The following is a 25,384-nucleotide window of genomic DNA, read 5'->3' as shown; positions in this document are numbered from 1 at the left end:
CACCCCCTTGGAGAGGGAGTTTCCGTATGGGAATTTTCTGTAGAGGGAGTGCGACACACCCGACCGCGTGGGTCGGAGGAGAGGCAGTGGGATCCGTCCCGCAGCCGATCGAGGGCCAGAGCGTTCCACATACAGACAGGACTACGGAGTAGCCATGGCGGGACAGAAGATCCGCATCCGGCTCAAGGCCTACGACCACGAGGTCATCGACTCCTCGGCGAAGAAGATCGTCGAGACGGTGACGCGCACTGGTGCGTCGGTCGCGGGCCCGGTGCCGCTGCCCACTGAGAAGAACGTGTACTGCGTCATCAAGTCGCCGCACAAGTACAAGGACTCGCGCGAGCACTTCGAGATGCGCACGCACAAGCGCCTGATCGACATCCTCGACCCGACCCCCAAGACCGTTGACTCGCTGATGCGCCTGGACCTTCCGGCCGGCGTTGACATCGAGATCAAGCTCTGAGAGGCGTCGAGAAGATGGCAAAGCAGATCAAGGGCGTCCTGGGCGAGAAGCTCGGCATGACCCAGGTCTGGGACGAGAACAACCGTGTCGTCCCGGTCACCGTGGTCAAGGCCGGACCCTGCGTCGTTACCCAGGTCCGTACGAACGACATCGACGGCTACGAGTCGGTCCAGATCGCCTTCGGCGAGATCGACCCGCGCAAGGTGAACAAGCCCCTCAAGGGCCACTTCGCCAAGGCCGACGTGACCCCCCGCCGCCACCTGGTGGAGCTCCGCACCTCCGACGCCAGCGAGTACACGCTCGGCCAGGAGATCACTGCTGAGGTGTTCGAGTCCGGCGTCAAGGTTGACGTCACGGGCAACAGCAAGGGCAAGGGCTTCGCCGGTGTCATGAAGCGGCACAACTTCCGGGGCCTCGGCGCCGGTCACGGTGTGCAGCGCAAGCACCGCTCCCCCGGTTCGATCGGTGGCTGCGCCACCCCTGGGCGTGTCTTCAAGGGCATGCGCATGGCCGGTCGTATGGGTAACGAGCGCGTCACCACCCAGAACCTGACCATCCACGCGGTTGACGCGGAGAAGGGTCTGCTCCTCATCAAGGGCGCAGTCCCCGGTCCGAACGGCGGCCTCGTCCTGGTCCGTACCGCGGCCAAGGGGGCTTGAGGTAATGAGCACCATTGACATCCTTTCGCCGGCAGGCGACAAGGCCGGTACCGTCGAGCTCCCCGCGGAGATCTTCGACGCGAAGACCAGCGTTCCGCTGATCCACCAGGTCGTTGTCGCCCAGCTGGCTGCTGCCCGTCAGGGCACGCACAAGACCAAGCGTCGTGGCGAAGTCCGTGGTGGTGGCCGCAAGCCTTACCGCCAGAAGGGCACCGGCCGCGCGCGTCAGGGTTCCACCCGTGCGCCGCAGTTCGTCGGCGGTGGCGTCGTCCACGGCCCGCAGCCGCGTGACTACTCCCAGCGGACCCCGAAGAAGATGAAGGCCGCCGCCCTCCGCGGTGCCCTCTCGGACCGTGCGCGTCACTCCCGCATCCACGTCGTCACCGGCGTGGTCGAGGGTGCCGCCTCCACGAAGGCCGCCAAGACGCTGTTCGGCAAGATCTCGGAGCGCAAGAACCTGCTCCTGGTCGTCGAGCGCGCCGACGAGGCCGCGTGGCTGTCCGCCCGCAACCTGCCCCAGGTCCACATCCTGGAGCCGGGCCAGCTGAACACGTACGACGTGATCGTCTCTGACGACGTGGTCTTCACCCAGGCCGCTTTCGAGTCCTTCGTGTCTGGCCCCAAGGCCGATGAGACCGAAGGGAGCGACGCCTGATGTCTGAGGCGACCGTTACCAGCAAGACCTTCACTGACCCGCGCGACCTGCTGATCAAGCCGGTTGTCTCGGAGAAGAGCTACGCGCTGCTGGACGAGAACAAGTACACGTTCATCGTCGCGCCCGGCGCCAACAAGACCCAGATCAAGCAGGCCGTCGAGGCGGTCTTCTCGGTCAAGGTCACCGGGGTCAACACGATCAACCGTCAGGGTAAGCGCAAGCGCACCAAGACCGGTTTCGGCAAGCGTGCGAACACCAAGCGCGCCATCGTGACCCTCGCTGAGGGCGACCGAATCGACATCTTCGGCGGCCAGGGCTCCTAACGGAGTCCTGAGTCGTCCGGAATCGGACGAGGACTGAGAAATGGGTATCCGCAAGTACAAGCCGACGACCCCGGGCCGTCGTGGCTCCAGCGTCGCCGACTTTGTCGAGATCACGCGGTCCACGCCGGAGAAGTCGCTGGTTCGCCCGCTGCACAGCAAGGGCGGCCGTAACAACACCGGTCGGATCACTGTTCGCCACCAGGGTGGCGGTCACAAGCGCGCCTACCGCGTGATCGACTTCCGTCGTCACGACAAGGACGGCGTGCCGGCCAAGGTCGCGCACATCGAGTACGACCCCAACCGCACTGCGCGCATCGCGCTCCTGCACTACGCGGACGGCGAGAAGCGCTACATCATCGCGCCGAAGGCTCTGAAGCAGGGCGACCGGATTGAGAACGGCCCCACGGCCGACATCAAGCCCGGCAACAACCTGGCCCTCCGCAACATCCCGGTCGGTACCACGATCCACGCGATCGAGCTCCGTCCCGGTGGTGGCGCCAAGTTCGCCCGTTCCGCGGGTGCCTCCGTGCAGCTGCTGGCGAAGGAGGGCACGATGGCCCACCTTCGTATGCCTTCCGGTGAGATCCGCCTGGTCGACGCGCGCTGCCGCGCCACCGTCGGCGAGGTCGGCAACGCCGAGCAGTCGAACATCAACTGGGGCAAGGCTGGCCGCATGCGCTGGAAGGGCGTTCGCCCGTCCGTCCGCGGTGTCGCGATGAACCCGGTTGACCACCCGCACGGTGGTGGTGAGGGCAAGACCAGTGGTGGTCGCCACCCGGTCTCCCCGTGGGGTCAGAAGGAGGGTCGTACTCGCTCGCCGAAGAAGGCTTCGAGCAAGTACATCGTCCGCCGCCGCAAGACGAACAAGAAGCGCTAGGAGCGGGTTTAGATGCCGCGCAGTCTCAAGAAGGGGCCCTTCGTCGACGACCACCTCGTAAAGAAGGTGGACGTCCAGAACGAAGCCGGCACCAAGAACGTCATCAAGACCTGGTCCCGTCGCTCGATGATCATCCCCAGCATGCTGGGTCACACCATCGCGGTGCACAACGGCAAGACCCACGTCCCGGTGTTCGTCACCGAGTCGATGGTCGGCCACAAGCTCGGCGAGTTCTCGCCGACTCGCACCTTCCGCGGCCACGTCAAGGACGACCGGAAGTCGAAGCGCCGCTAAAGGCGGGGTGGTTACGACTATGACTTACACCGAAGGGACAACCATGGAAGCCAGGGCCCAGGCGCGGTACATCCGCGTCACGCCCATGAAGGCCCGCCGAGTGGTGGACCTTATCCGTGGCATGGATGCCACGGAGGCTCAGGCGGTCCTGCGTTTCGCCCCGCAGGCCGCGAGCGTGCCGGTCGGCAAGGTGCTGGACAGCGCCATTGCCAACGCCGCACACAACTACAACCACCCGGACGCCTCCACGCTGGTCATCAGCGAGGCGTTCGTGGACGAGGGCCCGACCCTGAAGCGGTTCCGTCCGCGTGCGCAGGGCCGTGCCTACCGGATCCGCAAGCGGACCAGCCACATCACCGTGGTCGTCAGCAGCAAGGAAGGTTCCCGGTAATGGGCCAGAAGGTAAACCCGCACGGGTTCCGGCTCGGCATCACCACCGACTTCAAGTCGCGTTGGTACGCCGACAAGCTGTACAAGGACTACGTCAAGGAAGACGTCGCCATCCGTCGGATGATGACGTCCGGCATGGAGCGCGCCGGCATCTCGAAGGTTGAGATCGAGCGCACCCGTGACCGCGTGCGTGTGGACATCCACACCGCTCGTCCGGGCATCGTCATCGGCCGCCGTGGCGCCGAGGCCGACCGCATCCGCGGTGACCTCGAGAAGCTCACGGGCAAGCAGGTCCAGCTGAACATCCTCGAGGTCAAGAACCCCGAGCTCGACGCTCAGCTGGTTGCCCAGGCCGTTGCCGAGCAGCTTTCCTCCCGCGTCTCCTTCCGTCGTGCCATGCGCAAGAGCATGCAGGGCACGATGAAGGCCGGCGCCAAGGGCATCAAGATCCAGTGTGGCGGCCGTCTCGGCGGCGCCGAGATGTCCCGCTCCGAGTTCTACCGCGAGGGTCGTGTGCCGCTGCACACGCTGCGCGCGAACGTGGACTACGGCTTCTTCGAGGCCAAGACCACCTTCGGCCGTATCGGTGTGAAGGTCTGGATCTACAAGGGCGACGTCAAGAACATCGCCGAGGTTCGCGCCGAGAACGCCGCGGCCCGTGCGGGTAACCGCCCGGCCCGTGGCGCGCAGGGCGCTGGCGACCGTCCCGCCGGCCGTGGTGGCCGTGGTGGCGAGCGCGGCGGCCGTGGTGGCCGCAAGCCGCAGCAGGCTGCTGGTGCCGAGGCCCCCAAGGCCGACGCTCCCGCCGCCGCTCCGGCCGAGAGCACCGGAACGGAGGCCTGACCGACATGCTGATCCCTCGTAGGGTCAAGCACCGCAAGCAGCACCACCCCAAGCGCCGCGGTATGGCCAAGGGCGGTACTGAGGTCTCGTTCGGCGAGTACGGCATCCAGGCGCTCACCCCCGCCTACGTGACGAACCGCCAGATCGAGGCGGCTCGTATCGCGATGACCCGCCACATCAAGCGTGGCGGCAAGGTCTGGATCAACATCTACCCGGACCGTCCGCTGACGAAGAAGCCCGCCGAGACCCGCATGGGTTCCGGTAAGGGTTCTCCCGAGTGGTGGATCGCGAACGTGCACCCGGGCCGGGTCATGTTCGAGCTGTCCTACCCGAACGAGAAGATTGCTCGTGAGGCGCTCACCCGCGCTGCTCACAAGCTTCCGATGAAGTGCCGGATTGTTCGGCGCGAGGCAGGTGAGTCGTGATGGCGACGGGAACCAAGGCGTCCGAGCTGCGCGAGCTCGGCAACGAGGAGCTCGTTGGCAAGCTGCGCGAGGCCAAGGAGGAGCTGTTCAAGCTCCGCTTCCAGGCGGCCACGGGTCAGCTGGAGAACAACGGCCGGCTCAGGTCCGTCCGCAAGGACATCGCTCGCATCTACACCCTGATGCACGAGCGTGAGCTCGGTATCGAGACGGTGGAGAGCGCCTGATGAGCGAGAACAACGTGACTGAGAACAAGACCGAGCGCGGTTTCCGCAAGACCCGTGAGGGTCTGGTCGTCAGCGACAAGATGGACAAGACCGTCGTCGTCGCCGTCGAGGACCGCGTCAAGCACGCCCTGTACGGCAAGGTCATCCGCCGTACGAACAAGCTCAAGGCGCACGACGAGCAGAACGCTGCCGGCGTCGGCGACCGCGTCCTCATCATGGAGACGCGTCCGCTGTCGGCGAGCAAGCGCTGGCGCATCGTCGAGATCCTCGAGAAGGCCAAGTAAGCACCTGAGGGGTTTCCCTCAGGTTCGTTCCGCCAGGCTCGGTGGGGGCTGACGCTCTCCGGAGTACAGCCCCCGCCGGGAACCGGCAGACAATCAGGAGATACACGTGATCCAGCAGGAGTCGCGACTGCGTATCGCCGACAACACTGGTGCGAAGGAAATCCTTTGCATCCGTGTTCTCGGTGGTTCCGGTCGCCGCTACGCGGGCATCGGTGACGTCATCGTCGCCACCGTCAAGGACGCGATCCCCGGTGGCAACGTGAAGAAGGGTGACGTCGTCAAGGCGGTCATCGTTCGCACCGTCAAGGAGCGTCGCCGCCAGGACGGCTCGTACATCCGCTTTGACGAGAACGCCGCCGTCATTCTGAAGAACGACGGCGACCCTCGCGGCACCCGTATCTTCGGCCCGGTGGGCCGTGAGCTGCGCGAGAAGAAGTTCATGAAGATCATCTCGCTCGCGCCGGAGGTGCTGTAAGCATGAAGATCAAGAAGGGCGACCTGGTTCAGGTCATCACCGGTAAGGACAAGGGCAAGCAGGGCAAGGTCATCGTCGCCTTCCCCGCTGAGAACCGCGTCCTCGTCGAGGGTGTCAACCGGGTCAAGAAGCACACCAAGGCCGGCCAGACCGCTGGTGGCTCGCAGACCGGTGGCATCGTGATCACCGAGGCGCCGATCCACGTCAGCAACGTTCAGCTGGTCGTGGAGAAGGACGGCCAGAAGGTCGTTACCCGCGTCGGTTTCCGCTTCGACGACGAGGGCAACAAGATCCGCGTTGCCAAGCGGACGGGTGAGGACATCTGATGGCTACCACTCCGCGTCTCAAGACGAAGTACCGCGAGGACATCGCCGGCAAGCTGCGTGAGGAGTTCTCCTACGAGAACGTCATGCAGATCCCCGGTCTCGTGAAGATCGTGGTCAACATGGGTGTGGGCGACGCCGCCCGCGACTCCAAGCTGATCGACGGCGCCATCCGCGACCTGACGACGATCACCGGTCAGAAGCCGGCCGTCACGAAGGCCCGCAAGTCCATCGCGCAGTTCAAGCTGCGCGAGGGTCAGCCGATCGGCTGCCACGTCACCCTCCGTGGTGACCGCATGTGGGAGTTCCTGGACCGTACGCTGTCGCTCGCGCTGCCGCGTATCCGTGACTTCCGTGGTCTGTCGCCGAAGCAGTTCGACGGCCGTGGCAACTACACCTTCGGTCTCACGGAGCAGGTCATGTTCCACGAGATCGACCAGGACAAGATCGACCGTACCCGGGGTATGGACATCACCGTGGTCACCACGGCGACCAACGACGACGAGGGCCGTGCCCTCCTTCGTCACCTCGGCTTCCCCTTCAAGGAGGCGTAAGCGAGATGGCGAAGAAGGCTCTCATCGCGAAGGCTGCCCGCAAGCCCAAGTTCGGTGTGCGTGCGTACACCCGCTGCCAGCGCTGCGGTCGCCCCCACTCCGTGTACCGCAAGTTCGGCCTGTGCCGCGTGTGCCTTCGTGAGATGGCTCACCGTGGCGAGCTGCCGGGCGTGACCAAGAGCTCCTGGTAAATCACCCTCGTCCGCAAGGACTTGGGGAGTACCAGGCACTCTCGGTAAGCATCTGGACGGTGGGTGCCCGGCCGCGCATGCCTTAGGCTTGTGTGGTTGGGCGTCCGCCGCCCATAACGACTTACTACGCCGTAGGTCCCCGCACCGCACCCGTCCCGCCACTGAGTGGGGAGAGGGATGGCGCATACAGGAAACCCCGGCGAGAGAGGCCGAAGGCCACTTCATGACCATGACTGACCCGATCGCAGACATGCTCACGCGTCTGCGTAACGCTAACTCGGCGTACCACGACACCGTCGTGATGCCGCACAGCAAGATCAAGTCGCACATCGCAGAGATCCTCAAGCAGGAGGGTTTCATCACCGGCTGGAAGGTCGAGGATGCCGAGGTCGGCAAGAACCTCGTCCTCGAGCTGAAGTTCGGGCCGAACCGCGAGCGCTCCATTGCGGGCATCAAGCGGATCTCGAAGCCCGGTCTGCGCGTGTACGCGAAGTCCACCAACCTGCCGAAGGTGCTCGGCGGCCTGGGCGTGGCGATCATCTCCACGTCCCACGGTCTCCTCACCGGCCAGCAGGCAGGCAAGAAGGGCGTAGGTGGGGAAGTCCTCGCCTACGTCTGGTAGTCGGGAACGGAGGAAAAGCAATGTCGCGAATCGGCAAGCTCCCCATCCAGGTTCCCGCCGGTGTGGACGTCACCATCGATGGCCAGACGGTTGCTGTGAAGGGCCCCAAGGGTTCCCTCGCGCACACCGTTAAGGCGCCCATCGCAATCGTCAAGGACGAGGACGGCGTTCTGAACGTCACCCGCCCGAACGACGAGCGTCAGAACAAGGCCCTGCACGGCCTGTCCCGCACGCTGGTGGCGAACATGATCACCGGTGTGACCACGGGGTACGTCAAGGCTCTCGAGATCAGCGGTGTCGGTTACCGCGTGGCCGCGAAGGGCTCCAACCTGGAGTTCCAGCTCGGCTACAGCCACCCGATCCTGGTGGAGGCGCCCGAGGGCATCTCCTTCAAGGTCGAGTCGCCGACCAAGTTCTCGGTCGAGGGCATCGACAAGCAGAAGGTCGGCGAGGTCGCCGCCAACATCCGCAAGCTGCGGAAGCCCGACCCGTACAAGGCCAAGGGTGTCAAGTACGCCGGCGAAGTCATCCGCCGCAAGGTCGGAAAGGCTGGTAAGTAGCCATGGCATACGGTGTGAAGATCGCCAAGGGCGACGCGTACAAGCGCGCTGCCAAGGCTCGCCGCCACATCCGCATCCGCAAGAACGTCTCGGGTACGGCGGAGCGTCCGCGCCTCGTCGTGACGCGTTCCAACCGCAACATCGTTGCTCAGGTCATCGACGACCTCCAGGGTCACACCCTGGCGTCGGCGTCGACCCTGGACGCTTCGATCCGCGGTGGCGAAGGCGACAAGAGCTCGCAGGCCCAGGCTGTCGGCGCGCTCGTCGCCGAGCGTGCCAAGGCCGCGGGTGTCGAGACCGTCGTGTTCGACCGCGGTGGCAACCGATACGCCGGGCGCATTGCCGCTCTGGCTGACGCCGCCCGCGAAGCCGGGCTGAAGTTCTAAGCCCCGGTTCCGGGACTCACGGACGTAACAGAGAGAGGTAATCCAATGGCTGGACCCCAGCGCCGCGGAAGCGGTGCCGGTGGCGGCGAGCGGCGGGACCGGAAGGGTCGCGACGGTGGCCCTGCCGCCGAGAAGACCGCTTACGTTGAGCGCGTTGTCGCGATCAACCGCGTCGCCAAGGTTGTCAAGGGTGGTCGCCGCTTCAGCTTCACCGCGCTGGTCGTGGTGGGCGACGGTGACGGCACTGTAGGTGTCGGTTACGGCAAGGCCAAGGAAGTTCCCGCGGCCATCGCCAAGGGTGTCGAGGAGGCCAAGAAGAGCTTCTTCAAGGTTCCGCGCATCCAGGGCACCATCCCTCACCCGATCACGGGCGAGCGTGCCGCGGGCGTCGTGCTCCTGAAGCCGGCTTCTCCCGGTACCGGTGTTATCGCCGGTGGCCCGGTGCGCGCCGTTCTGGAGTGCGCCGGCGTTCACGACATCCTGTCGAAGTCGCTCGGCTCGTCCAACGCGATCAACATCGTGCACGCGACCGTGGCGGCCCTCAAGGGCCTGCAGCGTCCCGAGGAGATCGCGGCTCGCCGTGGTCTGCCCCTCGAGGACGTCGCTCCCGCGGCCCTGCTTCGTGCACGTGCCGGGGCGGGTGCGTAATGGCTCGCCTCAAGATCACGCAGACGAAGTCGTACATCGGCAGCAAGCAGAACCACCGTGACACTCTGCGTTCGCTCGGGCTCAAGCGCCTGAACGACGTGGTCGTCAAGGAGGACCGCCCCGAGTTCCGCGGAATGGTGCAGACCGTCCGCCACCTCGTGACGGTTGAGGAGGTTGACTAATCATGGCTGAGAACAGCCCGCTGAAGGCCCACAACCTCCGTCCCGCCCCCGGCGCCAAGACCGCGAAGACCCGTGTCGGTCGTGGTGAGGCGTCGAAGGGTAAGACGGCCGGTCGTGGTACGAAGGGCCAGAAGGCCCGTTACCAGATCCCGGAGCGCTTCGAGGGCGGGCAGATGCCCCTCCACATGCGTCTCCCGAAGCTCAAGGGCTTCAAGAACCCGTTCCGCACCGAGTACCAGGTCGTGAACCTGGACAAGCTCGGCGCTCTCTACCCCGAGGGTGGAGAGGTCACGGTGGCCGACCTGGTCGCCAAGGGCGCGGTTCGCAAGAACAGCCTCGTCAAGGTCCTGGGCCAGGGCGAGATCTCCGTGGCGCTGCAGGTTTCGGTTGACGCCGTCTCCGGCTCCGCCAAGGAGAAGATCGCTGCCGCGGGCGGCACTGTCACTGAGCTCGTCTAAGACGAATCCAGTGGCTGAATAGCTCGAAACCCGACCGGGGATGCCTCACATATGGGGCATCCCCGGTTGGTCGTTCCACGGGGGGCGCAGTCGCCGGTAAGGTGGCCTGCACCTTTGCTTGTACGTATTCGTCGATCCCTCAGACCGTCACCTCTGACGCAGTAGCGCGGGGGTCGCAGGAGGCACCGTGCTCACCGCGTTCGCCCGGGCGTTCAAGACGCCCGACCTGCGCAAGAAGCTGCTCTTCACGCTCGGCATCATCGTGCTGTATCGGCTCGGGTCCCATATCCCGGTACCCGGCGTGAGCTACAAGAACGTTCAGATCTGTGTCGACCAGGCAGGCAACAGCAACGGACTGTTCGGCCTCGTCAACATGTTCAGCGGCGGTGCGCTGCTGCAGATCACGATCTTTGCGCTCGGCATCATGCCGTACATCACCGCGAGCATCATCCTGCAGCTGCTGACCGTGGTCATCCCGAAGCTGGAGAACCTCAAAAAAGAGGGACAGTCCGGCACGGCGAGGATCACTCAGTACACGCGCTATTTGACGGTCGCCCTCGCGATCCTCCAGGGAACCGGCCTCGTCGCCACCGCCCGTACGGGCGCCCTGTTCGGGAGCTGCCCGGTCGGCCGCGAGATCGTTCCGGACCGGTCGATCTTCACCACGATCGTCATGGTCATCACGATGACCGCCGGCACCTGTGTCGTCATGTGGCTCGGTGAGCTCATCACCGACCGCGGCATCGGCAACGGCATGTCGATCCTCATGTTCATCTCGATCGCCGCCGGCTTCATCGGCGCCCTCTGGGCCATCAAGCTCCAGGGCAAGATCGCGGACGGCTGGGTCGAGTTCGGCGTGGTCATCCTGGTCGGCCTGGTGATGGTGGCCCTGGTGGTCTTCGTCGAACAGGCGCAGCGCCGGATCCCGGTCCAGTACGCGAAGCGCATGATCGGCCGCCGTGCCTACGGCGGGACCTCCACCTACATCCCGCTCAAGGTGAACCAGGCGGGCGTCATCCCCGTCATCTTCGCCTCGTCGCTGCTCTACATCCCGGCGCTGATCGTCCAGTTCAGCGGTTCGACCGCCGGCTGGGCCACCTGGATCCAGAAGCACTTCGTCAAGGGCGACCACCCGTACTACATCGCGACGTACTTCCTCCTGATCGTCTTCTTCGCGTTCTTCTACGTGGCGATCTCGTTCAACCCCGAGGAAGTTGCAGACAACATGAAGAAGTATGGTGGGTTCATCCCGGGTATCCGCGCCGGTCGACCTACCGCCGAGTACCTGAGCTATGTACTCAACCGCATCACCTGGCCGGGGTCGCTGTACCTGGGTCTGATCGCTCTTGTGCCGACGATGGCGTTGGCCGGCTTCGGAGCGAACCAGAACTTCCCGTTCGGCGGGACGAGCATCCTGATCATCGTGGGTGTGGGTCTGGAAACCGTGAAGCAGATCGAGAGCCAGCTCCAGCAGCGTAATTACGAAGGGTTCCTCCGCTGATGCGAATCGTCCTCGTCGGACCGCCCGGTGCGGGCAAGGGTACGCAGGCCGCGTTCCTTGCCAAGAACCTGTCGATCCCGCACATCTCCACGGGCGACCTGTTCCGGGCCAACATCAGCCAGGGCACCGAGCTCGGCAAGCAGGCGAAGGCGTACATGGACGCCGGCGACCTGGTTCCCGACGCCGTCACCATCGCCATGGCCAGGGACCGCATGGAGCAGCCCGACGCCGCGAACGGCTTCCTGCTCGACGGATTCCCGCGCAACGTGTCGCAGGCCGTGGCCCTCGACGAGATGCTCCGGGCCGCGACCATGAAGCTCGACGCGGTCCTCGACCTGGAGGTCGAGGAGGACGAGGTCGTCAAGCGCATCGCCGGACGCCGGATCTGCCGTAACGACTCGGCGCACGTCTTCCACGTCACGTACGCCCCGGCGAAGGCCGAGGGCGTCTGCGATGCCTGCGGCGGCGAGCTGTACCAGCGCGGCGACGACTCCGAGGACACGGTGCGCAACCGGCTGGAGGTCTACCACACGCAGACCGAGCCGATCATCGACTACTACAAGGCCCAGGGCCTGCTCGTGACGATCCCCGCCCTCGGTGAGGTCGCGGACGTGACGAAGCGCGCGATGGAAGCGCTGCGGAAGTAGTCACCCTTTGCTGTGCAGGTACGGCCGCGGTGTCCCCAGGGCATCGCGGCCGTACTGTTGAAAAAACCCGCTCCGAAGCTGGAAGGCTGTTCCCCATGGTCCAGATCAAGACCCCCGAGCAGATCGCGAAGATGCGCGAGGCAGGGCTGGTCGTCGCCGCCATCCACGCGGCGACCCGTGAGGCGGCCGTGCCGGGCGCCACGACGCGGGATCTGGACATGGTGGCGCGCAAGGTGATCGCGGACGCCGGCGCGAAGTCGAACTTCCTGGGCTACGGCGGTTTCCCCGCGACCATCTGCACCTCGGTGAACGAGGTCGTCGTCCACGGCATCCCGGACGACAAGACGGTCCTGAAGGACGGCGACATCATCTCGATCGACGCCGGTGCGATCGTGGACGGCTGGCACGGGGACGCGGCCTACACCGCCTTCGTGGGCACCGGGCACGCCCCTGAGCTCGTCGAGCTCTCCCGGGTGACCGAGGAGTCGATGTGGGCCGGCATCGCCGCCATGAAGCTCGGCAACCGCCTGGTCGACATCTCGAAGGCGATCGAGACCTACATCAGGCGCCAGCCGCGGCCGGCCACCGGTGAGCACAGCCTCGGCAAGTTCGGGATCATCGAGGACTACGGCGGCCACGGCATCGGGTCCGAGATGCACATGGACCCCCACCTGCTGAACTACGTCTCGCGCAAGCGGGGCAAGGGGATCAAGCTGGCCCCGGGCGTCTGCCTGGCCATCGAGCCCATGGTCTCGCTGGGCACCGCCCAGACGGAGGTCCTGGCCGACGACTGGACGGTCATCACGACGGACGGCACCTGGTCCTCGCACTGGGAGCACTCCGTCGCACTGACCGAGGCCGGTCCCATCGTCCTGACCAGCCCGGACTGCGGCAAGGCGAAGCTGGCGGAGTACGGGGTCACCACGGCTCCGGATCCTCTCGCGGGGGCCTAGCGGCCCGCGGGAGACCCCTCTGGTTAATGATCTAGACTCTGGGGCAAACTTTCCGGATTCGTCTTTCCGGATGCCCTGACGTAGACTGACTCGTCGGCTGTCGTGCACATCCATGCCCGCATGGCGCACGGAGCCGATCAAGGTAGCCGATTCGAAAGGCGAAGCGTGGCCAAGAAGCAAGGTGCCATCGAAATCGAGGGCACCGTGATCGAGTCCCTCCCGAACGCCATGTTCAAGGTGGAACTCCAGAACGGTCACAAAGTCCTCGCGCACATCAGTGGCAAGATGCGCATGCACTACATCCGCATCCTTCCCGATGACCGGGTCGTCGTGGAGCTGTCTCCGTACGACCTGACGCGTGGCCGGATCGTCTACCGATACAAGTAGATCTTGTCCTCACTCCTGCCTGGGCGTCCGTCCCGGTGCGGGTGGTGGCACTGACCCGGAGAACCTCACCAACATGAAGGTCAAGCCGAGCGTCAAGAAGATCTGCGACAAGTGCAAGGTGATCCGCCGTCACGGTCGGGTCATGGTCATCTGCGACAACCTGCGCCACAAGCAGCGCCAGGGCTGACGCACGCCGACCGACCTGCCTTCCGCAGTTCTTCGCGCGACGTAAGAAAACGTACATACGCAGAACCCGCCCAGCCCTGCACGGGGCCGGCGGTACCTCCGGCGGGGGCCGGGGACCCGGGCGTACCACCATCCATCAAGGGTGGTCGGCGGTCGGGAGCGGTTCTGCGGAAGACCCCCGAACACACAGGAGCCATTTGTGGCACGCGTTTCCGGTGTTGACATCCCGCGCGAAAAGCGCGTGGAGATCGCACTCACCTACGTCTTCGGTATCGGGCGCACCCGGTCCAAGGAGATCCTCGCCTCCACCGGCGTGAACCCGAACACCCGCGTTCGTGACCTGGCCGAAGAGGACCTCGTCAAGATCCGCGAGTACGTGGACGCCAACCTCCGTACCGAGGGTGACCTCCGCCGCGAGATCCAGGGCGACATCCGCCGCAAGATCGAGATCCAGTGCTACCAGGGCATCCGCCACCGTCGTGGCCTGCCGGTGCACGGTCAGCGCACCAGCACGAACGCGCGTACCCGCAAGGGCCCGCGTCGCGCGATCGCCGGTAAGAAGAAGCCGGGCAAGAAGTAGTCCTGTTCAGCGGTCTTGCGCTGTAGGACCGACCACCTCCCGTAGGAGATTTAGATGCCCCCCAAGGGTCGTCAGGGCGCTGCCAAGAAGGTGCGCCGCAAGGAAAAGAAGAACGTCGCTCACGGGCACGCCCACATCAAGAGCACGTTCAACAACACCATCGTTTCGATCACGGACCCCGCGGGCAACGTGATCTCCTGGGCCTCCGCCGGCCACGTCGGCTTCAAGGGCTCGCGCAAGTCCACCCCCTTCGCCGCGCAGATGGCCGCCGAGTCGGCCGCCCGCCGCGCGCAGGAGCACGGCATGCGCAAGGTCGACGTCTTCGTCAAGGGTCCGGGCTCCGGCCGCGAGACCGCGATCCGCTCCCTCCAGGCCACCGGCCTCGAGGTCGGCTCGATCCAGGACGTCACCCCCACCCCGCACAACGGCTGCCGCCCGCCGAAGCGCCGCCGCGTCTGATCCGTGGCGGCGCCCCTCCCCGCCGTCGCGGGGGTGATCCGCGCCGCCGCGTATGCGCAGCGGACGCACCTGTGCGTTCTTGAGTGTCCGGGCGGTACGAACCCTTCGGGGGACGTACCGCCCGTACCCTTGTAGTCCGCAGCCCCGTGCTGCACCCGTCGGGCGTCAAATAGTGGGCGTCCACGAATGAAGGAACACAGACATGCTTATCGCTCAGCGTCCTTCGCTGACCGAAGAGGTCGTCGACGAGTACCGCTCGCGGTTCGTGATCGAGCCGCTGGAGCCGGGCTTCGGCTACACCCTCGGCAACTCCCTGCGCCGCACGCTCCTGTCCTCGATCCCGGGTGCCGCTGTCACCAGCATCCGCGTGGACGGCGTCCTGCACGAGTTCACCACCGTGCCGGGTGTCAAGGAAGACGTCACCGACATCATCCTCAACATCAAGCAGCTGGTCGTCTCCTCGGAGCACGACGAGCCGGTCGTGATGTACCTGCGCAAGCAGGGTCCCGGCCTGGTCACCGCTGCCGACATCGCGCCCCCGGCCGGTGTCGAGGTGCACAACCCGGACCTGGTCCTCGCCACGCTCAACGGCAAGGGCAAGCTGGAGATGGAGCTGACCGTCGAGCGCGGTCGCGGCTACGTCTCCGCCGTCCAGAACAAGCAGCTGGGCCAGGAGATCGGCCGCATCCCGGTCGACTCCATCTACAGCCCGGTCCTCAAGGTCACCTACAAGGTCGAGGCGACCCGAGTCGAGCAGCGCACCGACTTCGACAAGCTCATCGTCGACGTCGAGACCAAGCAGGCCATGCGCCCGCGCGACGCCATGGCGTCCGCCGGCAAGACCCTGGTCGAGCTGTTCGGTCTGGCGCGCGAGCTCAACATCGACGCCGAGGGCATCGACATGGGCCCGTCCCCCACGGACGCCGCCCTGGCCGCCGACCTGGCGCTGCCGATCGAGGAGCTGGAGCTCACGGTCCGCTCGTACAACTGCCTCAAGCGCGAGGGCATCCACTCCGTGGGTGAGCTCGTCGCCCGCTCCGAGGCCGACCTGCTCGACATCCGCAACTTCGGCGCGAAGTCGATCGACGAGGTCAAGGCGAAGCTGGCCGGCATGGGCCTGGCCCTCAAGGACAGCCCGCCCGGATTCGACCCGACCGCCGCCGCCGACGCCTTCGGCGCCGACGACGACGCGGACGCCGGTTTCGTCGAGACCGAGCAGTACTGAGCCCCGGCTCGCACAGCAGGACTTTCCCGGGGCGTCCGCCCCGGGGGAACTGACACCGGTACCTGACACGGCCGGTGCAGATATGAAGGAGTAACACCATGCCGCGTCCCGCAAAGGGTGCCCGTCTGGGCGGCAGCGCCGCGCACGAGAAGCACCTCCTCGCGAACCTCGCGAAGTCGCTCTTCGAGCACGGCCGCATCACCACCACCGAGGCCAAGGCCCGTCGCCTGCGTCCCTACGCCGAGCGTCTGGTCACCAAGGCCAAGAAGGGCGACATCCACAACCGTCGCCTGGTGCTGCAGACGATCACGGACAAGAGCATCGTGCACACGCTGTTCACCGAGATCGCCCCGCGCTACGAGAACCGCCCCGGTGGTTACACGCGCATCACCAAGATCGGCAACCGTCGTGGCGACAACGCCCCGATGGCCGTGATCGAGCTGGTCGAGGCCCTTACGGTCGCCCAGCAGGCCACCGGTGAGGCCGAGGCCGCCACCAAGCGCGCGGTCAAGGAGGCGGAGGCCAAGTCCGACGCCACCGAGACGCCCGCCGAGGAGACCAAGGAGGCCTGATCCTCCGGGATCTCGTCTGCTTGAACGGCTCTGAACGGGCCCGCCCCCTTTCCGGGGCGGGCCCGTTCTGCGTTCTGAGAGGATCTGTCACGTGAGTGACGAGGTGGAGCCCGGACACGTCCGGGTCAGGCTGGACCTGAGCTACGACGGCAAGGACTTCTCCGGCTGGGCCAAGCAGCGCGTGCTGCGGACCGTGCAGGGCGAACTGGAGTCCGCGCTGCAGACCGTGATGCGGCTCCCGGACCCGGTCGAGCTGACCGTGGCCGGCCGTACCGACGCGGGCGTGCACGCGCGCGGGCAGGTCGCGCAGTTCGACGTACGCGAAGAGGTGTGGGCCGAGCACCACGACAAGCTGCTGCGCCGCCTCGCCGGACGGCTGCCGCAGGACGTACGCGTCTGGAAGGCAGCCGAGGCCCCCGAGGGCTTCAACGCGCGCTTCTCCGCCATCTGGCGGCGCTACGCCTACCGCGTCGGCGACCACCGGGCGGGTGTCGACCCGCTGCGCCGCGGCCACGTGCTGTGGCACCAGTGGCCGCTCGACGTGGACGCGATGAACGAGGCCGCCGCCCCGCTGCTCGGCGAGCACGACTTCGCCGCGTACTGCAAGAAGCGCGAGGGCGCCACGACCATCCGTACGCTCCAGCAGCTCAGCTGGGAGCGCGCCGAGGACGGGATCGTCACCGCGACGGTCCGGGCCGACGCCTTCTGCCACAACATGGTCCGCTCGCTGGTGGGCGCCCTGCTGCACGTCGGCGACGGCCACCGGCCGGTCGACTGGCCCGGCAGGGTGCTGGCCGCCGCCGTGCGGGACTCCTCGGTGCACGTGGTCAAGCCGCACGGGCTGACCCTGGAGGAGGTCGGCTACCCCGCCGACGAGCTGCTGGCCGCCCGCAGCAAGGAGGCGCGCAACCTGCGGACCCTGCCGGGCGCCGGCTGCTGCTGAGGGGGCGCCGAAACCGTTTGGGCGGATCGCGGCCCGACCGGGACAATGCCCGGCATGGGACATCTCGAAGCCAACCACCTGGAGTACTACCTTCCCGACGGGCGGGTCCTGCTCCCCGACGTCTCCTTCCGCGTGGGGGAGGGCTCGGTGGTGGCCCTGGTAGGGGCGAACGGCGCCGGCAAGACGACCCTGCTCAAGCTGATCTCCGGAGAGCTCCAGCCCCACGGCGGCGGGGTCGCCATCAGCGGCGGACTCGGGGTGATGTCGCAGTTCGTGGGTTCCGTCCGGGACGAGACGACCGTGCGGGACCTGCTGGTGTCGGTGTCGCAGCCTCGGATCCGCGCCGCCGCGGCGGCCGTGGACCGCGCCGAGCACCTGATCCTCACGGTGGACGACGAGGCCGCCCAGATGGCGTACGCGCAGGCACTCAGCGACTGGGCCGACGTTCAGGGCTACGAGGCGGAGACCCTGTGGGACGTCTGCACCATGGCCGCCCTCGCCATCCCGTACGACAGCGCCCAGTACCGCGAGGTGCGCACGCTCTCGGGCGGTGAGCAGAAGCGGCTCGTACTGGAGGCGCTGCTGCGCGGGCCCGAGGAGGTGCTCCTCCTCGACGAGCCGGACAACTACCTCGACGTCCCCGGCAAGCGGTGGCTGGAGGAGCAGCTGAAGGCCACCCGCAAGACGGTGCTGTTCGTCTCGCACGACCGGGAGCTGCTCACCCAGGCCGCGGAGAAGATCGTCAGCCTGGAGGCGAGCCCGACGGGCAGCGACGTGTGGGTGCACGGAGCCGGCTTCGGGACGTACCACGAGGCCCGCAAGGAGCGCTTCGCGCGCTTCGAGGAGCTCAAGCGCCGCTGGGACGAGGAGCACGCCCGGCTGAAGGCCCTGGTGCTGCGGCTGCGCAACCAGGCCGCCTCCAGCCCCGACATGGCCTCGCGCTACCGGGCGATGCAGACCCGCTTCCAGAAGTTCGAGGAGGCCGGCCCGCCGCCGGAGCCGCCGCGCGAGCAGGACATCCGGATGAGGCTCAAGGGCGGGCGTACGGGGGTGCGCGCGCTCACGGTGGAGAACCTGGAGCTGACCGGCCTGATGAAGCCGTTCTCGCTGGAGGTCTTCTACGGGGAGCGGGTCGCGGTCCTCGGCTCCAACGGCTCCGGCAAGTCGCACTTCCTGCGGCTGCTCGCCGGTGAGGACGTCAAGCACACCGGCACCTGGAAGCTGGGCGCACGGGTGGTTCCCGGCCATTTCGCGCAGACCCACGCGCACCCGGAGCTCTTCGGGCGCACCCTCGTCGACATCCTGTGGACGGAGGCGGCGAAGCCGCTCGGCGCCGCGATGGGCGCCCTGCGCCGTTACGAGCTGGAGCGCCAGGGCGACCAGCCCTTCGAGAAGCTTTCCGGCGGCCAGCAGGCGCGCTTCCAGATCCTGCTGCTGGAGCTCGCCGGCACCACTGCGCTGCTGCTGGACGAGCCGACGGACAACCTGGACCTGGAGTCGGCGGAGGCGCTCCAGGACGGGCTGGAGGCGTACGAGGGGACTGTGCTGTGCGTCACGCACGACCGCTGGTTCGCGCGCACTTTTGACCGCTATCTGGTCTTCGGTTCGGACGGTGTTGTGCGGGAGACTCGGGAACCCGTATGGGACGAACGTAGAGTCGAACGCAAGCGCTAGGGGGGAGACCGCCCCCTCGGTCGGAGTGAGGGAGACGCGTTGTGGGCCTGCGGCCTGGCATCTGGCTCATGAAGTGGGACAACCCGGTGTCCGGGGGCCCGGCCTCCGGGGAGCGCCTGATCGGCTGGCTGCTGAGGCCGTCGTCCCGCCTCCTCCAGACCGTTTGCCTCGCGGTGCTGCTGGGGATCGCGGTCTCCACGAGCCTGCGGGCGAACTGGGGCTCGGACAACGCCTTCGTGGTCAAGGCGGCGCAGACCCTGCTCGCGGGCGGTTCGCCGTACGAGGACAAGCGCTTCCTGTACCTGCCGAGCGCCGTGCTGATGGCGGTCCCGGAGGCGCTGCTGCCGCAGACCGTGCTGCGCTGGGTGCTGCCGGTGGGGATGTCGGCGCTGCTGGGCGCCGGCTGGCTGGCCGCCCTGCGGCTGCTGCGCGTGCCGCTGCGCTCGCGCCTGGCGGTCGGCGGGTTCGCCGCCCTGGCGCTGGCCTACAAGCCGTATGTGAACCTCGTGCTGATCGGCAACTGGACGGCCATCTCGGCGGCCGCCCTGCCGGTGGCGCTGCTGCTCGCGCACCGGCGGCACTGGGGGGCGGCCGGTCTGGTGATCGGACTGGCGATCGCCTGCAAGCCGATGCTGGTGCCGATCGGGCTGCTCTTCCTGCTCGCCCGGCAGTGGCGGGGGCTGGCCGTGGCCGTGCTGGTGCCGCTGGGCATCTCGCTGGCCGGGGCGCTGATGATGCCGAGCCCGTCGCTGTTCTTCACCAAGACGCTGCCCTTCCTGCTCAAGGGGCAGGACGCCTACGCCCTGCCCTGGGATGCCTCGCCCATCGCGGTGCTGCCGCGGCTGGGGGTGCCCGAGCCGCTCGCGGTGCTGGTCGCCTTCGCGGGGGCAGGCACCGGTCTGTGGGGGGCCTGGACGCGGTGGCGGCGGCCCGACGCGGACGGGGACGGGGGCGAGCTGCGGCTGGTGGAGACGGCCTGCATGGTGATGCTCGCCGCATTCCTGGTCTCGCGGCCGTCCTTCGACCACTACCTGCTGGTGGTGCTGCCGCTGCTGCTGGCGTCCGCGGTGCGGCCGGGCTCGATGCCCCGTTCGCCCTGGTTCTGGGTGGCGCTGGGGCCCCAGGTGGCCGGGATCCCGTGGCCGTCGGAGCTGGAGCACAAGCGGCGGGCGTTCAAGGACTGTTTCACGCTGTGCGCGCTCGCGGCACTGCTGGCGCGTCGTGCGCTGGGCTCCGGTCGGGTTACTCTGGGACCCGTAACAACTGCGGGGTCCCCACCCAGGACCGAACCGGAGTGCGCCGCGACGCCAGCAGAATCGGCATCGCGGACCGCGTTTTGACCCGTACGGGTCTGCTTGGGTACTCTGCTGGTTTGTTATGCGTATTGGCTTTCTCATTCTCACGTGAAAGGGCCTTACGCCGGTCCACCGGACCGATGACCAGCGGTTCACACGGGTTGCGTCCCCGATGTGAACGAGGGCTGTCGTGATCGTCCGTGGTGACCCTGTCAGGACCATTCCCGCGGGGCTTGTGCCCTATGGGATGACCCACCACTGAAGAAGCGAAGGCATACGCGTGCGTACGTTCAGCCCCAAGCCCGGCGACATCTCGCGCCAGTGGCTCGTCATCGACGCCCAGGACGTTGTCCTCGGCCGTCTGGCGACCCAGGCCGCTGCCCTCCTGCGGGGCAAGCACAAGCCGACTTACGCCCCCCACATGGACATGGGCGACTTCGTCATCATCGTCAACGCCGACAAGGTTCACCTGTCCGGCAACAAGGCGACCCAGAAGATGGCCTACCGCCACTCCGGCTACCCGGGTGGTCTCCGCTCGGTGCGCTACGACGACCTCCTGGCCAACAACCCGGAGAAGGCCGTCGAGAAGGCCATCAAGGGCATGCTCCCCAAGAACACCCTGGGCCGTCAGATGCTGTCGAAGCTGAAGGTCTACTCGGGCGACCAGCACCCCCACGCTGCCCAGCAGCCGGTGCCGTTCGAGATCACCCAGGTCGCGCAGTAGTTCCGGCCACCCCCTAAGACGTAGAAAATTCTGAGGAGCATCGTGGCCGAGACCACCGCCGAGACGACCCCCGTCGAAGAGTTCGAGGGCAACGTCGAGGAGTACACCAGCGAGTCCGAGGCCGTAGTCGAGGGCGACTACACCTCCGAGTCCCTTGCCGGTCGCTTCGGCGACCCCCAGCCGGCCGCCGGCCTGGGCCGCCGCAAGAACGCCATCGCCCGCGTCCGGATCGTTCCGGGCACCGGCAAGTGGAAGATCAACGGTCGCACCCTTGAGGACTACTTCCCCAACAAGGTGCACCAGCAGGAAGTCAACGAGCCGTTCAAGCTGCTCGAGCTCGACAACCGCTACGACATCATCGCCCGCATCTCGGGTGGCGGCGTCTCCGGCCAGGCCGGCGCCCTGCGCCTCGGTGTGGCCCGCGCGCTGAATGAGGCGGACGTCGACAACAACCGCCCGGCGCTGAAGAAGGCCGGCTTCCTCTCCCGCGACGACCGTGCGGTCGAGCGCAAGAAGGCCGGTCTCAAGAAGGCCCGTAAGGCTCCGCAGTACAGCAAGCGTTAATCTGCGCCTGCTGTTCTGCAACGAAACCGCCCCGGCAGCACTCTCTGTGCTGCCGGGGCGGTTCGTTTACCGCCACAAGCGGCAAATACCTGTCACAAGCGGTCACAAACGATGCGCAAACTCGGGAGGACAACAGTGGGACGACTCTTCGGGACGGACGGTGTACGCGGCGTTGCCAACGCGGATCTGACGGCGGAGCTCGCGCTCGGCCTCTCCGTGGCGGCTGCCCACGTACTGGCGGAGGCGGGCACCTTCGCGGGCCACCGGGCCACCGCCGTGGTCGGCAGGGACCCCCGGGCCTCGGGTGAATTCCTGGAGGCCGCGGTCGTGGCGGGCCTCGCCAGCGCCGGCGTGGACGTCCTGCGCGTCGGTGTGCTGCCCACCCCGGCGGTGGCGTATCTCACCGGTGCGCTGGGTGCCGACCTCGGCGTGATGCTCTCCGCCAGCCACAACGCCATGCCGGACAACGGCATCAAGTTCTTCGCGCGCGGCGGCCACAAGCTCGCCGACGAGCTGGAGGACCGGATCGAGTCCGTCTACGAGGAGCACCGCACCGGCGCGCCCTGGGACCGGCCCACCGGATCGGGTGTCGGCCGGGTCTCCGACTACTCCGAGGGCTTCGACAAGTACGTCGCCCACCTGATCGCGGTCCTCCCCAACCGCCTCGACGGCCTGAAGATCGTCCTGGACGAGGCGCACGGCGCGGCCGCCTTCGTCTCGCCCGAGGCCTTCGCCCGGGCCGGCGCGGAGATCATCACCATCGGCGCCGAGCCCGACGGGCTGAACATCAACGACGGGTGCGGCTCCACCCACCTCGGCCTGCTCAAGGCCGCCGTGGTCGAGCACGGCGCCGACCTCGGCATCGCGCACGACGGCGACGCGGACCGCTGCCTGGCGGTGGACGGCACCGGCGCCGAGGTCGATGGCGACCAGATCCTCGCGGTGCTGGCCCTGGCCATGCGCGAGGCCGGGCAACTGCGGGAGAACACCGTGGTCGGCACCGTGATGTCCAACCTGGGCTTCAAGCTGGCCATGGAGGGCGAGGGCATCCAGGTCGTGCAGACCGGCGTCGGCGATCGGTACGTCCTGGAGTCGATGAAAGAGCACGGCTACGCGCTGGGCGGCGAGCAGTCCGGCCACGTGATCATCCTCGACCACGCGACCACAGGGGACGGCACCCTGACCGGGCTGCTGCTGGCGGCGCGGGTCGCGGCCACCGGCAAGCCCCTGGCGGAACTGGCCGGTGTGATGCAGCGGCTGCCGCAGGTGCTGGTCAACGTGCCCGACGTGGACAGGTCCCGGGTCACCACCTCCGGCGAACTGGCCGCGGCGGTGGCCGAGGCCGAACGCGAACTGGGCACCACCGGGCGGGTGCTGCTGCGTCCGTCCGGTACGGAGCCGCTCGTACGGGTGATGGTGGAGGCCGCCGACATCGAGCAGGCCCGTGCGGTCGCGGGCCGGCTCGCGGACGTCGTCAAGTCGGCGCTCGGCTAGTCGCGGAACCGTCACGTCGGGGCTCGGCCGCTCGCGGTCGCCCTCAGGCCGGCGCCCGGCCGGCCGCCCCCGCACCACGGGCCCGCGGGCTTCACGCCCGCACCCCGCGCCTGCGTCTACGGCCCCGCCCCCGCGATCCGGGTGGCGGGGCCGTAGCGCGTCACAGGTCCGGTCGGGCGTTCGGCAGACCGCTCCGGCGACGGCGCCGGGTGCGCCACAGCAACTTCTGGCACAGCAGCGTCAGCACACCCGCCAGGACGATCCCGGCCAGGTTCAGCATCAGCTGCTCCGCCGAGCCCCACATCTGGCCGAAGTCGCCGTAGCTCAGGGCGACGGCCGCGTTGGCGCCCGCCGGGATGGTGGTCACCGAGATCGCCACTCCGACCAGCGCCCCGGACTTCGACGAGGTCAGCGAGAGCACCCCGGCCGCGCCGGCGAGCAGCGCCACGACGAAGGAGAAGGGGTCCGGCTGCCAGATGAAGCTGGTGTTCGGGCGCGGGTTCTCCAGCATGCCCACCTCGAACTGCCCTATCGCGTCCATCCCCAGGCTGAAGAGGGTGGTGGCGCCGATGGCGACGGCGAAGCCGGCCACCAGGGCGGTCAGGGAGCGTGCGGCCAGCCTCGGACGGCGCTGCACCAGGCCGGCGCACACGCCCGCCAGCGGGCCGAACTCCGGGCCGACGGCCATGGCGCCCACGATCAGGATCGCGTTGTCGAGGACCACGCCGCAGGCCGCGATCATCGTGGCGATGACCATGAACGCGCAGTAGGTGAAGCTGAGGGTGGACTCCTCGTGCGTCGCCCCGGTCAGCTGCTGCCACAGGACGGCGTCGGCGCCCTCGCCGGGCGCCTCCTCCTCCGCCTCGTCGGCGCGCTTCGACAGGGAGAGGTCGATGTCCTCGACCGCGATCGAACCGTCCTCTTCGAGTCCCAGCGCCTGCAGGTCGTGCAGCAGCTCGTCGGCGGCCTCGCGCGCCACGTCGCACAGGACCAGGTCGCCCGGGGGCCGGCGGGCCGCGCCGGGCACCACCGCCAGGTGGGTGGTGCCGACCGTCTTCTCGATGGCCGCGACCACCGCGTCCGTCCGGTCCGGTGGAGTGATCATCCGCAGATGCAGCATGCCCGCACCCTAGTGCGGCGCTCAGAGCTTGCGCAGGCTCAGCTTCTGCACCTTGTGGTCGGGGCCCTTGCGCACGACCAGGGTGGCCCGGCCGCGGGTGGGGGCCACGTTCTCCAGCAGGTTGGGCTTGTTGACGGTCCGCCACATGGTCTGCGCGTACTCCATCGCCTCCTCCTCGGAGACCTGGGTGTACTTGCGGAAGTAGGAAAAGGGGTTCTGGAAGGCGGTCGCGCGCAGCTTCCGGAAGCGGTTGAGGTACCAGCCCTCGATGTCCTCGGGCCGGGCGTCCACGTACACGCTGAAGTCGAAGTAGTCGGCGAGGCCGACGCGGGTGCGGCCGTCCTTGCCGGGGAGGGCCGGCTGCAGGACGTTCAGGCCCTCGACGATGAGGATGTCCGGGCGGCGTACGACGAGCTCCTCGCCGGGCACGATGTCGTAGATCAGGTGCGAGTAGACCGGGGCGCGGACCTCGTCCTTGCCGGCCTTGATGTCGGCGACGAAGCGGGTGAGCGCGCGGCGGTCGTAGGACTCCGGGAAGCCCTTGCGCGAGGTCAGCCCGCGCCGCTGGAGCTCCTTCATCGGGTAGAGGAAGCCGTCGGTGGTGACGAGCTCCACCCGGGGGTGCTCGGGCCAGCGGGCGAGCAGGGCCTGGAGCAGGCGGGCCACGGTGGACTTGCCGACGGCGACCGAGCCGGCGACCCCTATGACGAAGGGGGTGCCCTGCTGGGCGCCGTGGCCGTTGCCCGCGTCGCCGAGGAAGGTGTTGAGGGTGCCCCGGAGGTTGCTGGTGGCGCCCACGTACAGGTTCAGGAGGCGGGAGAGCGGCAGGTAGACGTCGCGGACCTCGTCGAGGTCAATGACGTCCCCCAGGCCGCGCAGCCGCTCCACCTCGTCGGCGGTGAGGGGCAGCGGGGTCCGCTCGCGCAGGGCGCTCCACTCGGCGCGGGTGAGGTCGACGTACGGGGACGCGTCCGGGGCCCGGCGGTGGCCGGGGCGGGCGGTCGGACCGTCCGGACCGGAGCGCTCCGTCGCGCTGTCCGGCGTGGTGCTTCGTGGCGGCGAAGTGATCACACCGCCATTGTCGGGGCTCGGAGCCGGTTGTGGGTGGTGTGGTCGGTCACGTAAGCAAGCGCCCCGCCGGGACGCGGGGCCCCGCAACCGGCGTGGGGCCTCGGGGCGGCGGATGTGCAGGGGGCCGGTCTCGGATGGGGGAAGCGCGGGTAT

The 25,384-nt window shown here is 67.6% G+C and carries 38 protein-coding genes; 36 read left to right on the top strand and 2 right to left on the bottom strand.

Going from position 1 to position 25,384, the window contains the following annotated elements; genetic code table 11:
- Window positions 1-154: 154 nt before the first annotated feature.
- From rpsJ to glmM, 36 genes are all read left to right on the top strand, one after another.
- Window positions 155-463 (top strand): 30S ribosomal protein S10, encoded by a 309-nt coding sequence (rpsJ, locus tag AMK16_RS11675; RefSeq protein WP_003948644.1) that lies wholly within the window; start codon window positions 155-157, stop codon window positions 461-463.
- Between the two features lie 14 nt (window positions 464-477).
- Complete coding sequence (gene rplC / locus AMK16_RS11670) at window positions 478-1,122, top strand: 50S ribosomal protein L3 (protein ID WP_007265899.1); 645 nt, start codon at window positions 478-480, stop codon at window positions 1,120-1,122.
- Between the two features lie 4 nt (window positions 1,123-1,126).
- The gene (rplD, locus tag AMK16_RS11665) at window positions 1,127-1,777 is read left to right on the top strand and encodes a 50S ribosomal protein L4 (RefSeq protein ID WP_030008466.1); all 651 of its coding nucleotides are present in this window, start codon (window positions 1,127-1,129) and stop codon (window positions 1,775-1,777) included.
- A complete protein-coding gene (gene rplW / locus AMK16_RS11660) occupies window positions 1,777-2,100 on the top strand; it encodes a 50S ribosomal protein L23 (RefSeq protein WP_073912895.1) in 324 nt (107 codons plus the stop codon). The genes rplD and rplW overlap by 1 nt, the downstream gene beginning before the upstream one ends.
- Window positions 2,101-2,140: 40 nt before the next feature.
- Entirely contained in the window at window positions 2,141-2,977 is an 837-nt protein-coding gene (rplB, locus tag AMK16_RS11655) for a 50S ribosomal protein L2 (RefSeq protein ID WP_008739715.1), read from the top strand.
- A 12-nt stretch (window positions 2,978-2,989) separates the two neighbouring features.
- Window positions 2,990-3,271, top strand: coding sequence for a 30S ribosomal protein S19 (rpsS, locus tag AMK16_RS11650; protein WP_008739713.1), 282 nt, complete (start codon window positions 2,990-2,992; stop codon window positions 3,269-3,271).
- A gap of 43 nt (window positions 3,272-3,314) precedes the next feature.
- Window positions 3,315-3,662, top strand: a complete 348-nt coding sequence (gene rplV / locus AMK16_RS11645; RefSeq protein ID WP_037792011.1) for a 50S ribosomal protein L22 — start codon at window positions 3,315-3,317, stop codon at window positions 3,660-3,662.
- A complete protein-coding gene (rpsC, locus tag AMK16_RS11640; RefSeq protein WP_008739710.1) occupies window positions 3,662-4,504 on the top strand; it encodes a 30S ribosomal protein S3 in 843 nt (280 codons plus the stop codon). The genes rplV and rpsC overlap by 1 nt, the downstream gene beginning before the upstream one ends.
- A gap of 5 nt (window positions 4,505-4,509) precedes the next feature.
- Window positions 4,510-4,929, top strand: a complete 420-nt coding sequence (gene rplP, locus AMK16_RS11635; RefSeq protein WP_030026326.1) for a 50S ribosomal protein L16 — start codon at window positions 4,510-4,512, stop codon at window positions 4,927-4,929.
- On the top strand, window positions 4,929-5,153 hold the full coding sequence (gene rpmC, locus AMK16_RS11630) for a 50S ribosomal protein L29 (RefSeq protein ID WP_073912892.1): 225 nt from the start codon (window positions 4,929-4,931) through the stop codon (window positions 5,151-5,153). Before rplP ends, rpmC begins: the two co-directional genes overlap by 1 nt.
- Window positions 5,153-5,437, top strand: a complete 285-nt coding sequence (gene rpsQ / locus AMK16_RS11625) for a 30S ribosomal protein S17 (RefSeq protein WP_030773830.1) — start codon at window positions 5,153-5,155, stop codon at window positions 5,435-5,437. Before rpmC ends, rpsQ begins: the two co-directional genes overlap by 1 nt.
- Before the next feature lie 106 nt (window positions 5,438-5,543).
- Entirely contained in the window at window positions 5,544-5,912 is a 369-nt protein-coding gene (rplN, locus tag AMK16_RS11620; RefSeq protein ID WP_008739701.1) for a 50S ribosomal protein L14, read from the top strand.
- A gap of 2 nt (window positions 5,913-5,914) precedes the next feature.
- Window positions 5,915-6,238: a 50S ribosomal protein L24 gene (gene rplX / locus AMK16_RS11615; protein WP_073912889.1), complete on the top strand. Its 324-nt coding sequence runs from the start codon at window positions 5,915-5,917 to the stop codon at window positions 6,236-6,238.
- A complete protein-coding gene (gene rplE / locus AMK16_RS11610) occupies window positions 6,238-6,789 on the top strand; it encodes a 50S ribosomal protein L5 (RefSeq protein WP_030298216.1) in 552 nt (183 codons plus the stop codon). Before rplX ends, rplE begins: the two co-directional genes overlap by 1 nt.
- Before the next feature lie 5 nt (window positions 6,790-6,794).
- Window positions 6,795-6,980, top strand: coding sequence for a type Z 30S ribosomal protein S14 (locus tag AMK16_RS11605; RefSeq protein ID WP_003956452.1), 186 nt, complete (start codon window positions 6,795-6,797; stop codon window positions 6,978-6,980).
- Between the two features lie 223 nt (window positions 6,981-7,203).
- The gene (rpsH, locus tag AMK16_RS11595) at window positions 7,204-7,602 is read left to right on the top strand and encodes a 30S ribosomal protein S8 (RefSeq protein WP_007265911.1); all 399 of its coding nucleotides are present in this window, start codon (window positions 7,204-7,206) and stop codon (window positions 7,600-7,602) included.
- 20 nt (window positions 7,603-7,622) lie between these two features.
- Entirely contained in the window at window positions 7,623-8,162 is a 540-nt protein-coding gene (gene rplF / locus AMK16_RS11590; protein ID WP_073912883.1) for a 50S ribosomal protein L6, read from the top strand.
- A gap of 2 nt (window positions 8,163-8,164) precedes the next feature.
- The gene (gene rplR, locus AMK16_RS11585) at window positions 8,165-8,548 is read left to right on the top strand and encodes a 50S ribosomal protein L18 (RefSeq protein ID WP_030008471.1); all 384 of its coding nucleotides are present in this window, start codon (window positions 8,165-8,167) and stop codon (window positions 8,546-8,548) included.
- A gap of 45 nt (window positions 8,549-8,593) precedes the next feature.
- A complete protein-coding gene (rpsE, locus tag AMK16_RS11580) occupies window positions 8,594-9,196 on the top strand; it encodes a 30S ribosomal protein S5 (protein ID WP_073912880.1) in 603 nt (200 codons plus the stop codon).
- On the top strand, window positions 9,196-9,378 hold the full coding sequence (rpmD, locus tag AMK16_RS11575) for a 50S ribosomal protein L30 (protein ID WP_053682614.1): 183 nt from the start codon (window positions 9,196-9,198) through the stop codon (window positions 9,376-9,378). The genes rpsE and rpmD overlap by 1 nt, the downstream gene beginning before the upstream one ends.
- 2 nt (window positions 9,379-9,380) lie before the next feature.
- Window positions 9,381-9,836, top strand: coding sequence for a 50S ribosomal protein L15 (gene rplO, locus AMK16_RS11570; RefSeq protein ID WP_069921525.1), 456 nt, complete (start codon window positions 9,381-9,383; stop codon window positions 9,834-9,836).
- A 187-nt stretch (window positions 9,837-10,023) separates the two neighbouring features.
- Window positions 10,024-11,337, top strand: coding sequence for a preprotein translocase subunit SecY (gene secY, locus AMK16_RS11565; RefSeq protein ID WP_073912877.1), 1,314 nt, complete (start codon window positions 10,024-10,026; stop codon window positions 11,335-11,337).
- The gene (locus tag AMK16_RS11560) at window positions 11,337-11,984 is read left to right on the top strand and encodes an adenylate kinase (protein ID WP_073912874.1); all 648 of its coding nucleotides are present in this window, start codon (window positions 11,337-11,339) and stop codon (window positions 11,982-11,984) included. The genes secY and AMK16_RS11560 overlap by 1 nt, the downstream gene beginning before the upstream one ends.
- Window positions 11,985-12,079: 95 nt before the next feature.
- Window positions 12,080-12,937 carry a type I methionyl aminopeptidase gene (map, locus tag AMK16_RS11555; RefSeq protein ID WP_073912871.1) on the top strand — a complete coding sequence of 286 codons (858 nt, stop codon included), beginning with the start codon at window positions 12,080-12,082 and terminating at the stop codon, window positions 12,935-12,937.
- A gap of 165 nt (window positions 12,938-13,102) precedes the next feature.
- Entirely contained in the window at window positions 13,103-13,324 is a 222-nt protein-coding gene (gene infA / locus AMK16_RS11550) for a translation initiation factor IF-1 (protein WP_003956442.1), read from the top strand.
- 73 nt (window positions 13,325-13,397) lie between these two features.
- Window positions 13,398-13,511: a 50S ribosomal protein L36 gene (gene rpmJ / locus AMK16_RS11545; RefSeq protein ID WP_003956441.1), complete on the top strand. Its 114-nt coding sequence runs from the start codon at window positions 13,398-13,400 to the stop codon at window positions 13,509-13,511.
- Between the two features lie 198 nt (window positions 13,512-13,709).
- The gene (gene rpsM / locus AMK16_RS11540) at window positions 13,710-14,090 is read left to right on the top strand and encodes a 30S ribosomal protein S13 (RefSeq protein WP_007265919.1); all 381 of its coding nucleotides are present in this window, start codon (window positions 13,710-13,712) and stop codon (window positions 14,088-14,090) included.
- Window positions 14,091-14,144: 54 nt separating this feature from the next.
- On the top strand, window positions 14,145-14,549 hold the full coding sequence (rpsK, locus tag AMK16_RS11535; protein ID WP_006376016.1) for a 30S ribosomal protein S11: 405 nt from the start codon (window positions 14,145-14,147) through the stop codon (window positions 14,547-14,549).
- 202 nt (window positions 14,550-14,751) lie between these two features.
- Window positions 14,752-15,774, top strand: coding sequence for a DNA-directed RNA polymerase subunit alpha (locus tag AMK16_RS11530; protein ID WP_007265920.1), 1,023 nt, complete (start codon window positions 14,752-14,754; stop codon window positions 15,772-15,774).
- Window positions 15,775-15,872: 98 nt separating this feature from the next.
- Window positions 15,873-16,346, top strand: coding sequence for a 50S ribosomal protein L17 (gene rplQ / locus AMK16_RS11525; RefSeq protein ID WP_073912868.1), 474 nt, complete (start codon window positions 15,873-15,875; stop codon window positions 16,344-16,346).
- A 91-nt stretch (window positions 16,347-16,437) separates the two neighbouring features.
- Complete coding sequence (truA, locus tag AMK16_RS11520) at window positions 16,438-17,289, top strand: tRNA pseudouridine(38-40) synthase TruA (RefSeq protein ID WP_073912865.1); 852 nt, start codon at window positions 16,438-16,440, stop codon at window positions 17,287-17,289.
- Window positions 17,290-17,343: 54 nt separating this feature from the next.
- Window positions 17,344-18,963 carry an ABC-F family ATP-binding cassette domain-containing protein gene (locus AMK16_RS11515; RefSeq protein WP_073912862.1) on the top strand — a complete coding sequence of 540 codons (1,620 nt, stop codon included), beginning with the start codon at window positions 17,344-17,346 and terminating at the stop codon, window positions 18,961-18,963.
- Between the two features lie 68 nt (window positions 18,964-19,031).
- Window positions 19,032-20,303: a glycosyltransferase family 87 protein gene (locus AMK16_RS11510; protein WP_073913686.1), complete on the top strand. Its 1,272-nt coding sequence runs from the start codon at window positions 19,032-19,034 to the stop codon at window positions 20,301-20,303.
- Window positions 20,304-20,538: 235 nt separating this feature from the next.
- Complete coding sequence (gene rplM, locus AMK16_RS11505; RefSeq protein WP_073912858.1) at window positions 20,539-20,982, top strand: 50S ribosomal protein L13; 444 nt, start codon at window positions 20,539-20,541, stop codon at window positions 20,980-20,982.
- A gap of 42 nt (window positions 20,983-21,024) precedes the next feature.
- A complete protein-coding gene (gene rpsI / locus AMK16_RS11500; protein WP_073912855.1) occupies window positions 21,025-21,546 on the top strand; it encodes a 30S ribosomal protein S9 in 522 nt (173 codons plus the stop codon).
- A gap of 135 nt (window positions 21,547-21,681) precedes the next feature.
- On the top strand, window positions 21,682-23,040 hold the full coding sequence (glmM, locus tag AMK16_RS11495) for a phosphoglucosamine mutase (protein WP_073912852.1): 1,359 nt from the start codon (window positions 21,682-21,684) through the stop codon (window positions 23,038-23,040).
- Window positions 23,041-23,200: 160 nt separating this feature from the next.
- On the opposite strand, the gene AMK16_RS11490 is transcribed toward glmM, so the two are convergent.
- A complete protein-coding gene (locus AMK16_RS11490) occupies window positions 23,201-24,160 on the bottom strand; it encodes a DUF389 domain-containing protein (RefSeq protein ID WP_073912849.1) in 960 nt (319 codons plus the stop codon).
- 21 nt (window positions 24,161-24,181) lie between these two features.
- Window positions 24,182-25,231 (bottom strand): type I pantothenate kinase, encoded by a 1,050-nt coding sequence (coaA, locus tag AMK16_RS11485; RefSeq protein WP_073912846.1) that lies wholly within the window; start codon window positions 25,229-25,231, stop codon window positions 24,182-24,184.
- Window positions 25,232-25,384 lie beyond the last annotated feature (153 nt).

Origin of the sequence: Streptomyces sp. CB00455, assembly GCF_001905445.1 — a bacterium.
Classification (GTDB): domain Bacteria; phylum Actinomycetota; class Actinomycetes; order Streptomycetales; family Streptomycetaceae; genus Streptomyces.
This window is presented reverse-complemented; position numbering and strand designations above follow the sequence as displayed.

Bases quoted from the DNA above. Each gene is read 5' to 3' on its own strand.
- rpsJ (WP_003948644.1), top strand. From the start codon at position 155: ATGGCGGGACAGAAGATCCGCATCCGGCTCAAGGCCTACGACCACGAG.
- rplC (WP_007265899.1), top strand. From the start codon at position 478: ATGGCAAAGCAGATCAAGGGCGTCCTGGGCGAGAAGCTCGGCATGACC.
- rplD (WP_030008466.1), top strand. From the start codon at position 1,127: ATGAGCACCATTGACATCCTTTCGCCGGCAGGCGACAAGGCCGGTACC.
- rplW (WP_073912895.1), top strand. From the start codon at position 1,777: ATGTCTGAGGCGACCGTTACCAGCAAGACCTTCACTGACCCGCGCGAC.
- rplB (WP_008739715.1), top strand. From the start codon at position 2,141: ATGGGTATCCGCAAGTACAAGCCGACGACCCCGGGCCGTCGTGGCTCC.
- rpsS (WP_008739713.1), top strand. From the start codon at position 2,990: ATGCCGCGCAGTCTCAAGAAGGGGCCCTTCGTCGACGACCACCTCGTA.
- rplV (WP_037792011.1), top strand. From the start codon at position 3,315: ATGGAAGCCAGGGCCCAGGCGCGGTACATCCGCGTCACGCCCATGAAG.
- rpsC (WP_008739710.1), top strand. From the start codon at position 3,662: ATGGGCCAGAAGGTAAACCCGCACGGGTTCCGGCTCGGCATCACCACC.
- rplP (WP_030026326.1), top strand. From the start codon at position 4,510: ATGCTGATCCCTCGTAGGGTCAAGCACCGCAAGCAGCACCACCCCAAG.
- rpmC (WP_073912892.1), top strand. From the start codon at position 4,929: ATGGCGACGGGAACCAAGGCGTCCGAGCTGCGCGAGCTCGGCAACGAG.
- rpsQ (WP_030773830.1), top strand. From the start codon at position 5,153: ATGAGCGAGAACAACGTGACTGAGAACAAGACCGAGCGCGGTTTCCGC.
- rplX (WP_073912889.1), top strand. From the start codon at position 5,915: ATGAAGATCAAGAAGGGCGACCTGGTTCAGGTCATCACCGGTAAGGAC.
- rplE (WP_030298216.1), top strand. From the start codon at position 6,238: ATGGCTACCACTCCGCGTCTCAAGACGAAGTACCGCGAGGACATCGCC.
- AMK16_RS11605 (WP_003956452.1), top strand. From the start codon at position 6,795: ATGGCGAAGAAGGCTCTCATCGCGAAGGCTGCCCGCAAGCCCAAGTTC.
- rpsH (WP_007265911.1), top strand. From the start codon at position 7,204: ATGACCATGACTGACCCGATCGCAGACATGCTCACGCGTCTGCGTAAC.
- rplF (WP_073912883.1), top strand. From the start codon at position 7,623: ATGTCGCGAATCGGCAAGCTCCCCATCCAGGTTCCCGCCGGTGTGGAC.
- rplR (WP_030008471.1), top strand. From the start codon at position 8,165: ATGGCATACGGTGTGAAGATCGCCAAGGGCGACGCGTACAAGCGCGCT.
- rpsE (WP_073912880.1), top strand. From the start codon at position 8,594: ATGGCTGGACCCCAGCGCCGCGGAAGCGGTGCCGGTGGCGGCGAGCGG.
- rpmD (WP_053682614.1), top strand. From the start codon at position 9,196: ATGGCTCGCCTCAAGATCACGCAGACGAAGTCGTACATCGGCAGCAAG.
- rplO (WP_069921525.1), top strand. From the start codon at position 9,381: ATGGCTGAGAACAGCCCGCTGAAGGCCCACAACCTCCGTCCCGCCCCC.
- AMK16_RS11560 (WP_073912874.1), top strand. From the start codon at position 11,337: ATGCGAATCGTCCTCGTCGGACCGCCCGGTGCGGGCAAGGGTACGCAG.
- map (WP_073912871.1), top strand. From the start codon at position 12,080: ATGGTCCAGATCAAGACCCCCGAGCAGATCGCGAAGATGCGCGAGGCA.
- rpmJ (WP_003956441.1), top strand. From the start codon at position 13,398: ATGAAGGTCAAGCCGAGCGTCAAGAAGATCTGCGACAAGTGCAAGGTG.
- rpsK (WP_006376016.1), top strand. From the start codon at position 14,145: ATGCCCCCCAAGGGTCGTCAGGGCGCTGCCAAGAAGGTGCGCCGCAAG.
- AMK16_RS11530 (WP_007265920.1), top strand. From the start codon at position 14,752: ATGCTTATCGCTCAGCGTCCTTCGCTGACCGAAGAGGTCGTCGACGAG.
- rplQ (WP_073912868.1), top strand. From the start codon at position 15,873: ATGCCGCGTCCCGCAAAGGGTGCCCGTCTGGGCGGCAGCGCCGCGCAC.
- AMK16_RS11515 (WP_073912862.1), top strand. From the start codon at position 17,344: ATGGGACATCTCGAAGCCAACCACCTGGAGTACTACCTTCCCGACGGG.
- AMK16_RS11510 (WP_073913686.1), top strand. From the start codon at position 19,032: ATGAAGTGGGACAACCCGGTGTCCGGGGGCCCGGCCTCCGGGGAGCGC.
- AMK16_RS11490 (WP_073912849.1), bottom strand. From the start codon at position 24,160: ATGCTGCATCTGCGGATGATCACTCCACCGGACCGGACGGACGCGGTG.